Source organism: Sanguibacter suaedae (genome assembly GCF_016342785.1).
GTDB classification, from domain to species: domain Bacteria; phylum Actinomycetota; class Actinomycetes; order Actinomycetales; family Cellulomonadaceae; genus Sanguibacter; species Sanguibacter suaedae.
In genome coordinates, this window is record NZ_JAEINH010000004.1 from 209,284 (window position 1) to 222,073 (window position 12,790).

General features: G+C 71.7%; 15 protein-coding genes. 6 read left to right on the top strand and 9 right to left on the bottom strand.

Translation table 11 applies throughout. The annotated features are described in order from the left end of the window. Positions 1 to 33: 33 nt before the first annotated feature. Entirely contained in the window at positions 34 to 858 is an 825-nt protein-coding gene (locus JAV76_RS06750) for a LysR substrate-binding domain-containing protein (RefSeq protein WP_198733258.1), read from the top strand. Positions 859 to 868: 10 nt separating this feature from the next. On the opposite strand, the gene msrA is transcribed toward JAV76_RS06750, so the two are convergent. Then, the gene (gene msrA / locus JAV76_RS06755) at positions 869 to 1,537 is read right to left on the bottom strand and encodes a peptide-methionine (S)-S-oxide reductase MsrA (RefSeq protein ID WP_198733259.1); all 669 of its coding nucleotides are present in this window, start codon (positions 1,535 to 1,537) and stop codon (positions 869 to 871) included. A gap of 212 nt (positions 1,538 to 1,749) precedes the next feature. Here msrA and JAV76_RS06760 point away from each other — a divergent pair, with 212 nt between their 5' ends. Both JAV76_RS06760 and ilvA read left to right on the top strand, forming a co-directional pair. Continuing rightward, positions 1,750 to 3,294 (top strand): AI-2E family transporter, encoded by a 1,545-nt coding sequence (locus JAV76_RS06760; protein WP_198733260.1) that lies wholly within the window; start codon positions 1,750 to 1,752, stop codon positions 3,292 to 3,294. Beyond that, the gene (gene ilvA / locus JAV76_RS06765) at positions 3,284 to 4,522 is read left to right on the top strand and encodes a threonine ammonia-lyase (protein WP_198733261.1); all 1,239 of its coding nucleotides are present in this window, start codon (positions 3,284 to 3,286) and stop codon (positions 4,520 to 4,522) included. The genes JAV76_RS06760 and ilvA overlap by 11 nt, the downstream gene beginning before the upstream one ends. A 120-nt stretch (positions 4,523 to 4,642) precedes the next feature. Here the strand turns inward: ilvA and greA are convergent, their stop codons facing one another. The 7 genes from greA to JAV76_RS06800 all read right to left on the bottom strand — a co-directional run bounded on the left by greA (position 4,643) and on the right by JAV76_RS06800 (position 9,766). Continuing rightward, positions 4,643 to 5,125 (bottom strand): transcription elongation factor GreA, encoded by a 483-nt coding sequence (gene greA, locus JAV76_RS06770; RefSeq protein ID WP_198733262.1) that lies wholly within the window; start codon positions 5,123 to 5,125, stop codon positions 4,643 to 4,645. A gap of 270 nt (positions 5,126 to 5,395) precedes the next feature. Next, a complete protein-coding gene (locus JAV76_RS15240) occupies positions 5,396 to 5,686 on the bottom strand; it encodes a CDGSH iron-sulfur domain-containing protein (RefSeq protein WP_307844049.1) in 291 nt (96 codons plus the stop codon). A gap of 4 nt (positions 5,687 to 5,690) precedes the next feature. Then, the gene (locus tag JAV76_RS06780) at positions 5,691 to 6,734 is read right to left on the bottom strand and encodes an iron-containing redox enzyme family protein (RefSeq protein WP_198733379.1); all 1,044 of its coding nucleotides are present in this window, start codon (positions 6,732 to 6,734) and stop codon (positions 5,691 to 5,693) included. A gap of 141 nt (positions 6,735 to 6,875) precedes the next feature. Then, positions 6,876 to 7,118: an acyl carrier protein gene (locus tag JAV76_RS06785; RefSeq protein WP_198733263.1), complete on the bottom strand. Its 243-nt coding sequence runs from the start codon at positions 7,116 to 7,118 to the stop codon at positions 6,876 to 6,878. Positions 7,119 to 7,519: 401 nt separating this feature from the next. Next, positions 7,520 to 7,999 (bottom strand): PKD domain-containing protein, encoded by a 480-nt coding sequence (locus JAV76_RS15110; protein WP_307844050.1) that lies wholly within the window; start codon positions 7,997 to 7,999, stop codon positions 7,520 to 7,522. Positions 8,000 to 8,351: 352 nt separating this feature from the next. After that, on the bottom strand, positions 8,352 to 8,957 hold the full coding sequence (locus tag JAV76_RS06795; protein ID WP_198733265.1) for a DUF6318 family protein: 606 nt from the start codon (positions 8,955 to 8,957) through the stop codon (positions 8,352 to 8,354). A gap of 314 nt (positions 8,958 to 9,271) precedes the next feature. Further along, positions 9,272 to 9,766 (bottom strand): DUF4307 domain-containing protein, encoded by a 495-nt coding sequence (locus JAV76_RS06800; protein WP_198733266.1) that lies wholly within the window; start codon positions 9,764 to 9,766, stop codon positions 9,272 to 9,274. A 163-nt stretch (positions 9,767 to 9,929) separates the two neighbouring features. On the opposite strand from JAV76_RS06800, the gene mca reads away from it, so the two are divergent. From mca to JAV76_RS06815, 3 genes are read left to right on the top strand one after another with little or no spacing between them, the layout of a single operon-like run. Beyond that, positions 9,930 to 10,796 (top strand): mycothiol conjugate amidase Mca, encoded by an 867-nt coding sequence (gene mca / locus JAV76_RS06805; protein ID WP_230401993.1) that lies wholly within the window; start codon positions 9,930 to 9,932, stop codon positions 10,794 to 10,796. Then, positions 10,793 to 11,167, top strand: a complete 375-nt coding sequence (locus JAV76_RS06810; RefSeq protein ID WP_198733268.1) for a hypothetical protein — start codon at positions 10,793 to 10,795, stop codon at positions 11,165 to 11,167. Before mca ends, JAV76_RS06810 begins: the two co-directional genes overlap by 4 nt. A 1-nt stretch (position 11,168) precedes the next feature. Continuing rightward, the gene (locus JAV76_RS06815) at positions 11,169 to 11,963 is read left to right on the top strand and encodes a nitrilase-related carbon-nitrogen hydrolase (RefSeq protein WP_198733269.1); all 795 of its coding nucleotides are present in this window, start codon (positions 11,169 to 11,171) and stop codon (positions 11,961 to 11,963) included. Positions 11,964 to 11,988: 25 nt separating this feature from the next. Here the strand turns inward: JAV76_RS06815 and trhA are convergent, their stop codons facing one another. After that, a complete protein-coding gene (gene trhA, locus JAV76_RS06820; protein WP_198733270.1) occupies positions 11,989 to 12,702 on the bottom strand; it encodes a PAQR family membrane homeostasis protein TrhA in 714 nt (237 codons plus the stop codon). Between the last annotated feature and the right edge of the window lie 88 nt (positions 12,703 to 12,790).

Genomic DNA, 12,790 nt, shown 5'->3' on the forward strand with positions numbered 1-12,790 from the left:
GGATATCGGTCGGGGCCCGGGTAGCCTGACCCCGTGAGCCCTGACGACAACCCCACCGCGCCGCCCTCACCCGACGGGCGCCGCTTCCGGCTCGGGTTCGTCCCCGGGGTCACCCCGGCCAAATGGGTCTCGGTGTGGCGAGAGCGCCTGCCCGACGTCCCGATGGACCTCGTCCCCCTGCCGGTCCTCGAGGCGGACGCAGCGGTCCGAGAGGGGACGGTGGACGCCGCGCTCCTGCGGCTGCCGGTGGACCGTGAGGCGCTCAGCGCGATTCCCCTCTACGAGGAGACCCCCGTCGTCGTCGTCCCCAAGGACCACGTGGTGAGCGCCTTCGACGCCGTGCCCGTGGACGACCTCGACGACGAGGTGTTCCTCCACCCCCTGGACGACCGCCTGGGGTGGGCGCAGCTGCCCGGGAGGCCGGCCGCTGAGCGCCCGGCGACGACGGCCGACGCCGTCGAGCTCGTCGCCGCGGGCGTCGGGCTCCTCGTCGTCCCCCAGTCCCTCGCCCGGCTGCACCACCGCAAGGACCTCGTGTTCCGCGAGGCCACCGGTGCCCCTACCTCCACGGTGGCCCTCGCGTGGGTCGAGGACCGCACCACGGACCTCGTCGAGGAGATGATCGGCATCGTGCGGGGCCGTACCCCGAACAGCTCGCGGGGACGTGGGACCCAGCAGGACGCCGACGCACCCACGAGAGCGGCCCCGTCGAAGGGCGCACAGGCGGGCAGGGCCAAGCCGCAGAAGGCAGGCGCCCGGTCCGCGGCCGCGCGCGCGGCTACGGACCGCCAGCAGGCCGCCGCACGGAAGGCCGCCGCGAAGAACAAGCCCCGCGGCGGCAAGCGCGGCAAGCGGTGAGCCGCCTCCGTCAGGCCGACGGCACCGAGCAGGCGACGCCGGTGGAGTGGACCGGGCAGTAGCCGTTCGGGTTCTTGTGCAGGTACTGCTGGTGGTAAGCCTCCGCGTAGTAGAAGGGGCCGGCGTCCTCCGCGGACCTCAGGTCCGTCGTGATCTGCCCGAAGCCACGCTCGGTGAGGCTCGCCTGGAAGACCTCGAGCGTCCCGCGGGTGGCCGCCTCCTGCTCCGGCGTCGTCCAGTAGACCGCCGACCGGTACTGCGTCCCCACGTCGTTGCCCTGACGGAACCCCTGCGTCGGGTCGTGCGACTCCCAGAACGTCCGCAGCAGGTCGACGTCGCTCACGACCGTCGGGTCGTAGGCGACCATGACGGCCTCGGTGTGCCCCGTGAGCGCGGTGCACACCTCCTCGTACGTCGGGTGGGGCGTGAACCCACCCTGGTACCCGGCCGCCGTCGTCACCACGCCCGGCAGCTGCCAGAACTCCTTCTCCGCACCCCAGAAGCACCCGAGACCCAGGTACACGACGCGCGTCCCCTCGGGCCACGGGCCCGCGAGGGGCGTGCCCAGCACGGCGTGCGTCTCGGGGACCGTGTACACGGGGTCCGGCCGGCCGGACAGGGCGCGCTCGGGGGAGACCATCGTGGTCTTCAGGGACGAGCCGAACAACGAGCCGAACATGCGACCTCCAGGTGGACCGTGCCTCCGCGGGGCGGTGACCTGCACGGCTCTCGCTCACGCAGGGCGGACGTCACAGGACAACGCGCCGGGTGTCCGCCCTGTTCCCGGCGGCGACGCACCGTAACCTGTCCACTGAGACGCCACCGGGACCCCGCCATGTGGCACAGGACGCGTGGGGCAGGCGCACCACGGACGACGAGGAGACGCACCGCATGGAAGCTGGACCGGGCGAGGAGCCCGCCGCCGCACCGCAGACCGGCCCCGTCGACAGCCGTGCCGTGCGGGTGACGAGCGAGAAGCTCGGGACCAGCGCGCAGGCCCGCACCCGGACGCCCGCTGCCGACAGCGTCGCGGGCAGCGTGCAGGCCGCCGCCGCGTGGTCGTGGCGGTTCCTCGCGATCGCGGCCGCCGTCGCCGTCATCGTGTGGGCAGTGTCCTACCTCAAGGTCCTCGTGATCTCCGTCGCGATCGCGCTGCTGCTCACGGTGCTCCTCCAGCCGCTCGCCGGGTTCCTGCGCACCCGGCTGCGCTTCTCCGCCGTCCTCGCGTCCGCGACGTCCGTCGTCGCGCTCATCGGCGCGGTGGTGGGGCTCGTCGTCGTGGCAGGGCGGGAGATCACGCGCGGCCTCGCCGACCTCAGCGACCAGGCCGTCCAGGGATTCCAGCAGCTGGTGGACTGGCTGGCCGACGGGCCGCTGCAGATCGACAGCGTGACCCTCGACGCCTACTGGGAGGAGCTCCTCGCGACGGTCCAGGAGAACTCCTCCTCGCTCGTCTCCGGGGCCCTCGTGGTCACCTCCACCGTGAGCCAGGTGTTCGTCGGGACGCTCATCGCCCTGTTCTGCACCCTGTTCTTCCTCATCGACGGCCGCCGCATCTGGACGTGGCTCGTCGGTCTCCTGCCCCGCCACACGCGCGAGCGCACGCACCAGGCGGGCCGACGCGGACTCGTCACCCTCGCGTCCTACGCCCGTACCCAGATCCTCGTCGCGTTCATCGACGCCGTCGGCATCGGTGTCGGGGCGGCGATCATCGGGGTCCCGCTCGCGCTCCCGCTGGCCGTGCTCGTCTTCATCGGCTCGTTCATCCCGTTCGTCGGTGCCATCGTCACCGGCTCCATCGCCATCCTCGTCGCCCTCGTCGCCAACGGCTGGGTCGCCGCGTTCATCATGCTCGGCGTCGTGCTCCTCGTGCAGCAGATCGAGGGCAACGTCCTCCAGCCGTGGCTCATGGGCCACGCGGTGTCCCTCCACCCCGTCGCGGTCCTCCTCGTCGTCACCGGCGGGACGCTCGTCGCGGGCATCGGCGGGGCGCTGTTCGCCGTGCCCATCGCGGCCGTCCTCAACACCGTCGTCCTGTACTTCCACGGGCACGACAAGTTCCCCGAGCTCGGCTTCGAGGACCACGTCGCGATGAGACCCAGCGGTCGCCGCGCGATCATGATCACCTCGGCGGAGCGACACGTCGGCGGGGTCCAGGGCTGGCGGCCCGCACCCGGCGACGACGACGGTCGCGACCGCCTCGCCGCGACCGCCGAGGCGGGCCGCGCCGCGCTCGACAAGATCCTCTCCCTGAAGAAGCGCTCCAAGGACGGCACCGATGGCACTGCCAGCACCGACGGCGCTGCCAGCACCGATGGCACTGCCAGCACCGACGGCACTGCCAGCACCGACGGGTCCGACGAGACGGATCCCCTCGGTGCGGCCGAGGACCGGGCGAAGGACGACCGCGAGCGAGAGCCCGGCGATGAGCGGTGACGTCCCTGCCGGGCACCCCGTGCCCGACGTGACGATCGAGAGCATCCAGGACGCCGCACGGATGCTCGACGGCATCGCCACCGTCACACCCGTCGAGCCCAGCAACGCCCTGAGCGCCGTCGTCGGGACGCGCGCCTATCTCAAGTGCGAGAACCTCCAACGCTCCGGCTCGTTCAAGATCCGCGGCGCCTACGTGCGCATGGCACGGCTCACCGACGAGGAGAAGTCCCGGGGCGTCGTCGCCGCGAGCGCGGGCAACCACGCCCAGGGCGTGGCCCTCGGCGCACGACTCCTCGGCATCAGGTCCGTCGTCTACATGCCCACCGACGCCGCGCTGCCCAAGGTCGCCGCCACCAAGGACTACGGCGCCGAGGTGCGCCTCGTCGGCACCAGCGTCGACGACGCGCTCGCCGCCGCACGCGACGAGGCCGACCGCACCGGTGCCGTCCTCATCCACCCCTTCGACCACGCCGACATCGTCGCCGGGCAGGCCACCGTCGCCCTCGAGATCCTCGAGCAGGTGCCCGACGTGCGCACCGTCGTCGTCCCCACGGGAGGCGGCGGGCTCACCGCCGGGGTGGTCGCCGCCATGGCCGCCCTCGCCCCGCACGTGCGCGTCGTCGGCGTGCAGGCCGCGCGCGCCGCGGGCTACCAGGTGTCGCTCGCGGCGGGGACCCCCACCCGCACCGTGCCCCTGTCGACCATGGCCGACGGCATCGCCGTGAGCACACCGGGCGACGTGCCCTTCGGCATCATCCACGCGGGCGGTTGCGACATCCGGACCGTCACCGAGGAGGACCTCTCCCGTGCGCTCCTCTTCGTCGCCGAGCGCGCCAAGCTCGTCGTCGAGCCGTCGGGTGCTGCTGCCGTCGCCGCGCTCATGGCCCACCCCGAGGAGTACGAGGGGCCCGTCGTCGCCGTGCTCTCCGGCGGGAACGTCGACCCCCTCGTCCTGCTGCGCGTCGTCCGCCACGGACTCGCGTCCGCGGGGCGGTACCTGCAGGTGCGTGTGCGGCTCGTCGACAGGCCCGGGGCGCTCGCGGCGCTCCTGCAGGACCTGGCGCACCACGGGGGCAACGTCATGCACGTCGACCACGTCCGGACGGGCGTGGACCTCGCGATCGACGAGGTCGAGGTGACCATGCAGGTGGAGACCAAGGGGCCGGAGCACCGTGCGAGCCTCCTCGACTTCCTCCGCGGTGCGGGGTACCGGCTCACCGAGCACTGACGGCACCAGGGCGCCTGGGGTGCGGGGCCGCCCAGGGCGCCGACGGCGACGCCCGGATGCAGCAACGGCGGTCACCGGGTTCCCGGTGACCGCCGCTGTGTGCCGCGGGTGTGCGCGAGGTCAGCCCGTGTAGGGCTTGGCGTCCGTGACCTCGACGGAGATCTCGTTGCCGTTGGGCGCCGTGTAGCTGGCCTTCTCGCCGATCTTCTTGCCGTTGATCGCGGCACCGAGCGGGGACTTCTCCGAGTACACGTCGATGTCCGTGGTGTCGGCGATCTCCCGCGAGCCGAGGAGGAAGACCATCTCGTCGCCGGCGACGAGCGCCGTGACGACCATGCCCGGCTCGACGACACCGTCGTCGGGCGGGGTGCCGATGCGGACGCTGCGCAGCTTCTCCGTGAGCTCACGGATGCGTGCCTCGTTCTTCGCCTGCTCCTCGCGTGCCGCGTGGTAGCCGCCGTTCTCCTTGAGGTCCCCCTCGTCGCGAGCCGCCGCGATGCGGTCGGTGATGTCCGCCCGGCCCTCTCCGGTGAGGTGGGCGAGCTCGGCCTGGAGTCGGTCGTGCGCCTCCTGGGTCAGCCAGGTGACGGTCGTCTCGGTCACAGGTCGCTCCTTCCTTGCGTCGGACACGGGCGTGTCCGTGATGGGCGTCGTCGACGGTGCGTGCGTGCGCTGCGGTCCGGCCCTGACGACGCGCCTCGGCACGGGCCACGCCGCGGGACCCCGGAGGGGTACGCGCACGGAGTCCCGGCTTCGGTGCTGCTGCCGTCGATCGAGGCGGAGCACGCAGACCAGCCGGGGCACCGCCCGGGTCAACGTCTGAATTGATCAGTATAACAACTGGGGCTCTCGCGATGAGTGCGTGCGCGCGGGTCAGACGTCCGAGCGGAATCCGTTCACCTTGTGGGTGCCGTCGCAGAACGGCTTGATCGCGGACGCGCCGCACCGGCACAGGGCGACGGTCGAGCGCCGGGGCTCCACCCTCTCGCCGTCCGCGTCGAACAGCTCCACGTCGCCGCGGACCAGGAGCGGCCCGTCCGGGCACAGCGTGATCGTCGTGGAGGACGCCCCTCGGGGGGCCGTCGGCTCGTCGGCCGTGGCTGCGCCAGGCGGCGCGTCCTGCGACGAACGGTCGGGGACGGCGCGGATGCTCGCGCGGCTCACCGCGTCACGCACCCTGGAGGAGCGGTTGCGCCGACCGGTGGGTGCGCAGCGACGACTCTCCTGCGGACCAGCGCTCGATCATGCGCTCACCGGACCACCCGTCGACGGTCAGGCACGCCGCCGCACCGAAGAGGATGTCGGGGAGGAGCGCGGGCTCCGCCTCGGCGAGGCGTCCCGCGAGGTCACGGCCGGCGATCTGCTCGTGGACGGCGTCCGCCTCGACGTGCTCGTCGAAGTACTCGGTGGCGCCAGGGCCGAGCCCGACGCGCTGGAGACCCGTGCTGTAGAGGCGGCAGGGGATGGACGACGTCATCTCGTACGCCGCGAGGTGGCCGACGATCGCGCCCCGCAGGCGGCGCTGGAGGCCGAACATGGACATCATGTTCACGGGTGCGAGCGTCGAGGCGGGGACGTCGTCCAGGTAGGCGCCGTACGTGTCGTCGAGGCCCGCCTCGCGCATCGTCTGGGCGAAGAGCGTCGAGTGGACGCGCTCGGGGCGGCCGCCGCCGTACTCGTCGGTCTGGATCTCGACGAGCGCCGCCTTCGGGGCGCCGCTGAGCCGTGGGATCGCCCACGTGTGCGGGTCGGCCTCCTTGAGCTGGTAGACCGAGCGGTGCATGAGGAGCTCGTCGACCTGATCCCGGGTGGCGCGCTTGGCCACGAAGCGGGCGACGCTCGGTCCGGAGTCCGCCGCCGCGAGCTCGAAGAGGGTGGCGGCGACCTCGGACGCCGTGGTGGCCGAGGTCTCCGGGACGGTCACGCGGGAGCGGAGCTCGGCCTCGAACGGTGCTTCGATGTGGCGCCGGGCGTCGATGACCGACGGGTGCCACTCCCATGCGTCGTCGACCCCTGTGAGACCTCGGTGGTGGAGCTCGTACAGGCACAGGAGCGTGACCTGGACGTCGTCGTCGTCGACGAGGTCGGAGCGTCCTGCGACCTCGTCCTGCGTCGTCCGGGCGAACGCACGGGCTGCGGCGTCGTCCACGTCGCGGGTGAGGAGGTCGAGGAGTGCCGTGCTCAGCGGTCCACGGGGACTCGGCAACGGCATGGTGAGGGCTTGATCGAGCACGTGCTGCTCCTGTTCTGCGCGTGCCTGCCCGCCGCGGGGCGGTGGTGGCACGCAGGGGGAAAGGCCGACGCGGTGCGGCGGCCCGGACGGGGACGGGCCGTGGGCCCGTCCCCGGTGCCGTCAGGAGACGGCAGGGCCGGACTCGTCGCTGCCGGAGAGCTCCTTGATGAAGCCGTGGCAGCGCTCGGCGCGCTCGGAGTCCTGCGCCATGACCTCCTCGAAGAAGGTCGCGATGTCCTCACGACCCGCGTTGCGTGCGTCTCGCACGTACTGGCCGTAGTCGTGCCCAGCCTTGAGCGAGTGGTACTGCACCGAGATCAGGTCGAAGGTGACGTCGTCGAAACCGGTCTCTCCCGTTGCCATGGGTCCTCCTCGTGGTGGATGCGATGGTCGCAGGACCTGGTCGGGCGGCTGTCGCCTGTCCCGACGGGTCCCGGGCTCTCCTGGGTAGGAGATCGTTACCGCGCCGCGTCTTGACGCCAGTTCTCACACGCTAACCCGACGTGCGGGGAGCGGCACCTGGAACGTCGGGGGCCCCGCCGAAGGGCACGGGGCGTGCGTTCGTGGACGGGGCGTGGCCTTGAGCGCGCGCCCCGTCCACGAGAGCACGCCCCGTCGGCCGACGGCGCGCCTGGGACGCTCGAGGGTCCCGCGTCAGTCGGCGATTCGGCAGGAGTCCACCACTGCCGTGACGGCCTCCTCGGGCCTCGCGATCATCGACCTGTACCGGCGCCGTCGTGCAGCGGCGCGTGCTCGGCCGGTCGTCAGTCGTCGGTGAGGAGTGTGCGGCGTTCTTCGATGGTGAGGGGGTCGGTGGTGGTCGTGGTGGTGGCGGTGCCGGGGATGGGTTGGTAGGTGGTTCCGGCGTCGAGGGAGTATTCGCCGGTCCATGTGGTGGTCAAGGTGATGGTGTACGTCCCGGTGGTCGTGTAGGTGCGCGCCACGGTGTGGTCGGGGTACGGGTTGCCGGGGTCCGTGGTGACCAGGGGCGTGGACCCGTCGCCGAAGTCCCACGTGAACGACGCCGGTGTGGCGCGCACCCGCACCGGTTGGCCCAGGATCGTGGTGTCGAGGATCTGGGGGGTGTTGTCGGTGTAGGTGATGGTCGCGATGTTCACCAACGACACCAGGGTCGGTGGTTGGACCTGCACGGGGGACGCCGTCAATGGCAACGATCGGAAGTCGACCTCGGTCACGGTGACTGGGATGGCACCGGCTTCCGTCAGGCACGTGGCCAGGCTCACCTCCTCCACCACCCAGTCCTCGCCCTCACGAACCTCCCGCGCAATGGGGTCCAGCTCGAACCCCAGTTCCGGATCACACTCCCGCAAACCCTCCGCCATCCCACCTATGGGACACATGATGGAACCCGCCGCACCCCCGATTCCACAATCCGCAGCGACCCACCGCACATTTGGATCCCTAGGGACTGGAGCCGTCGGATTCGCGAGTAGCGCGTCCTCGGTCGCTTCTGTCCAGATGCCGAAAGTGCTTCCGTGCGCATGCGAGTTGAAGCGGCGATCATCTGGTCCTGGGAGTTCTGCTGATAACGTCAGGAATGACAATATGAGCGCAAGAGGAGTCGCCCCTCTCATGTCAGGATCCGCTTGACATATCGTAGAGAACCCACTCTTCTTCCTTATAGACGAAGGCGTGTATCTCGAGAGGGCCAGGTGAGAATGTCTGGATGATCTGTCCACCTGGGTCTAGGACGTAACCTTCTGCCTGGTCGGCGTCGAACTGGACCTCGTAGGCCCGGGTTCCCTCCACGCGGGTGACAGCCGGTTCCTCGTTCCAGGCGATTACTCCACCAGTTGTTCTTTCACCCCTCCTTTGTTCCTCTGCTACGTCCTCCGTGACCTTGGTGCAGAAGTTGCACGAAGGTCCACTTGCTTCGGACCACGCGGTGAGGTCACCTGACTGGAGCGTGTAGGTGTAGAGCTCGAGGAAGTACCCCGCCGCGGCCTTGGCGGCTTCCTCGTCGATGCCGTTCATGGCGGCGGGGCGCTCGGGGGGCTGAGGTGCGGGGGTTTCGGTCGGTTCCGGTGTGGTGGGTGCCGCCTCGGTGCTCGTCGTCGCGGCATCGCTGGGTGTGGGTGCGGGGTCGTCGGTGCACCCGGTCAGGACGAGGACGGCCGCCGTGAGCAGGGCCCAGCCGGCGGGTCGTCGGGTGGTGCGCGTCGTCCTGCGGTGAACACTCATGCGCAGGACCCTAGAGGGCGAGGGCGATGCGCCGCAGGAGAGGCCCTGTCACCTGTGGACAACCCCGGGGTGCACAACCTCCGGACCGACAACAGCCTGATCGATCATCACCGACCCCGCTCAGACGCCCCTTGGGCAGGACAGAGAGGGCTCACAGCGCTCACGGGGCGTGCTTACGTGGACGGGGCGTGCGCTCGAGGCGCCGCATCGTCCACGAGAGCACGCCCCGTCGGGTCGCACGAGGTTGAGCGGGTCGCAGGTCCAGAGGGGTGCGCGGATGCGTTGCCGACGAGTGCCCGGGAGGGGCTCCCGGGTCAGTCGGCGATTCGGCAGGAGTCCACCACTGCCGTGACGGCCTCCTCGGACGTCGCGATCGTCGTCGTGTACCGGCGCTCCGGGGCGTCGGACGGGCCGATGGTCACGTCCTTGGTGCCCACCTGGGCGTACCCGGCGTTCATGGCGTCGAGGGTGCAGACGACGGTGGCGTCCTGGGGTTTGGCGACGTCGAACCGGATCTCCACCTCCTCGCTGCTCAGCACCGAGAACCCGAAGGTCTTGCCACGCACCCCGTCGTCGGACGGGCCGAACGCGAGCCACGCCGCCCCCGCCACGCCGCAGGCGAGGAGGATCGCCCCGACCACCACGAGCGTCCGACGTCGGGGAGCCCGGGGTGCCCCGTAGCGGTCCGCGAGCCGAGCCGCGTCGTCCGGCCCGTGCTGCGGGCCGGTGGCGCCCGACGCGCGCGGACCCCCGGCGCTCTCCGGACCGTCGGCCTGGGCGGGGTGGTGTGCGGGGCGCTGCTCGGTCACGGGGACGCCTTTCCTGGTCGACCGTCCGGAGCTGGCGCGAGCGGTCCGCCCCTGGGTGGGATCATGGGGTGTCGTTTGATTATTGTCGTGTTCGCGCCGCAGCCGAAATCTGTGCCGTCGGACGATCGAGGAGGAACCGGTGACCACTCCGCCGTTGCGGCTCATGGCCGTTCACGCGCACCCGGACGACGAGTCCAGCAAGGGCGCGGCCACCACCGCGAGGTATGCGGCGTCGGGCGCAGAGGTCCTCGTGGTCAGCTGCACGGGCGGTGAGCGGGGGAGCGTGCTCAACCCCAGCTACGGACGTCAGATCACGGACCTCGAGGAGATGCGCCAGGTGCGCACCGTCGAGATGGCCGCTGCCGCGGAGGCGCTCGGCGTGCAGCACCGGTGGCTCGGGTTCGTCGACTCCGGGCTCCCCGAGGGCGACCCGCTGCCCCCGCTGCCCCCGGGGTGCTTCGCGCTGACCCCGCTCGAGGAGGCAGCGGCCCCGCTCGTGGAGATCGTGCGCGAGTTCCGCCCGCACGTCATCACCACGTACGACCCGACGGGCGGCTACCCCCACCCCGACCACATCATGTGCCACCGCGTCGCCAAGGAGGCGTTCGAGACGGCCGGTGACCCCGAGCGCTACCGCGACCGTGGCGCTCCCTGGACGCCGCTGAAGCTGTACTACAACCACGACTTCTCGATGACGCGGATCCGCACCATGCACGAGGCCATGATCGACGCGGGCCTCGAGTCGCCGTTCGGCGACTGGGTGGAGTCCCGTGCCGCCCGGGAGATCCCCGAGCGCGAGGTCACCACCCGGATCCCGTGCGCGGAGAGCTTCCCGGCCCGGGACGCCGCGCTCGTCGCGCACGCCACCCAGATCGACCCGGACGGGTTCTTCTTCGCGACGCCCCGCGACCTCGAGGCCCAGGTGTGGCCCGTGGAGGAGTACGAGCTCGCGGCGTCCCGGGTGGCGACCACGCTGCCCGAGGACGACCTGTTCGCCGGGATCGCCGGCGACGAGGGCGGCGCCCCGTGATCGCCCCGGGTGTCCCGGTGGCCGTCGTCCTGGGCGAGGGTGGGTTCATGCTCGAGGGCGACCTGGAGCCCGGCAGCACCGAGACGCAGGCGCCGACGCCGGCACCGATGCGTGAGGACCTCGAGGAGACGGACGTCTCGCCGGGACTGCCCGGCTTCCTCGCGATCTTCGCCGTCGCGCTCGTGACGGTCGCGCTCCTGCTGTCCATGACCCGCAAGCTGCGACGGGTCAACCACCGGGCGGGCGCGGAACCCACCGTCACCGCGACGTTCGAGGACCGCTCCGCGCCAGGCCCGTCCGGCGAGGCCCCAGGGTCAGGCACCGCGGGCCCCGCCGACCCCACAGGGAACCCGGGCGAGGACAGGCGCTGACGTGCGGGTGACCGTCGGGCAGGTGGAGGTCTCCGCCGACGCGGGGGCCAACGTCGTCGTGGCCCGGTCGGTCGTCACCGAGGGGGCGCGGCTGGGGGCGGACCTCGTGGTGCTGCCCGAGTACGCGAGCGCGTACGACCACCGTGGTGTGGGCCCCGCCCACGCGCAGCCCTTCGACGGTCCCTTCGTCCGCATGCTCGAGGAGGAGTCGGCGGTCGGTGGGCTGGTCGTGGTGGCGGGCGTCGTCCTGCCGTCGCGCAGTGAGGGTGACGACCGGGCGAGCAACGCCGTCGTCGTCGTGGACCGCGGCACGGTGGTGGCGACGTACCGGAAGGTGCACCTCTACGACGCCTTCGGCGGGCGTGAGTCCGAGCGCCTCGAGCCGGGGGACCCGGCGGCCCCTGCGGTCGTCGTCGACGTCGCGGGGCTGCGCCTGGGCGTGATGACGTGCTACGACCTGCGGTTCCCCGAGTCGGCCAGGCGCCTCGTCGACGCCGGGGCGCAGGTCCTCGTCGTCCCGGCGGCGTGGGTGGACGGGCCCCTGAAGGCCGACCACTGGCGGACCCTCGCGCAGGCGCGCGCGATCGAGAACGTGTGCGCGGTCGTGGCCGTCGGGCAGGCGGGCAAGGGCCTCGTGGGCCGGTCGTTGGTCGTCGGGCCCGACGGGCAGGTGGGCCTCGAGCTCGACGAGCGTGCAGGGGTCCGTACCGTCGACGTCGACCCGGACGCCCTCGTGGCGGCGCGCGATCGCGACGCCACCCTCACGAACCGCCGCTACGTCGTCGTCCCGCGCTGACGAGGCACGCCTCGACGCCTGCGGTTCAGGCCGCGTCGAGCGCGGCGACGAGGATCGCCGCGTAGTGCGTCCCGTAGCCGATCACGGTGAGCACGTGGAAGATCTCGTGGAACCCGAACCAGCGCGGGCTGGGGTTCGGTCGCTTGAGGGCGTAGACGACCGCGCCCACGGTGTACGCGAGGCCCCCGACGGCGACGAGCCACACGATCACCGGCCCGTTCTCGGCCTGCCAGAACTGCGGCATGTAGCCGACGGCGACCCAGCCGAGCGCCAGGTAGATGGGCACGTACACCCACCGGGGCGCGGAGAGCCACACGATGCGGGCGGTGAGCCCCACGAGCGCCCCTGCCCACACGACGACGAGGAGGGTCGTCGCGGTGCGCTGCGGCAGGAGGAGCACGGCGAGCGGCGTGTAGGTGCCGGCGATGATGAGGAAGATGTTGGAGTGGTCCGCGCGGCGCAGGAGCGCCGCCACCTTCGGTGACCAGGTGCCCCGGTGGTAGACGGCGCTCGTGCCGAAGAGCAGGATGGCGCTGACCCCGAACACGGTGGTGGAGACCTTCCCGGCGACGGGCGGTGCGAGCGCCACGAGCACGATGCTCGCCACGAGGGCGAGGGGGAACGTGCCTGCGTGCACCCAGCCGCGCAGCCGCGGCTTCACGGCGTCGGCGACGCTCTCGGCGGCGTCCTTGAGGTGGTCGACGGCGCCACGGTCGTCGTCCGTGGTGTGGGGCGCCATGAGGTCTCCTCGCGGTGGTGGGTCTGTGGGCACGACACTAACCTACGGGTCCGTAGGTTACGAACGTGCTGGTAGGGCTCCTGCACGG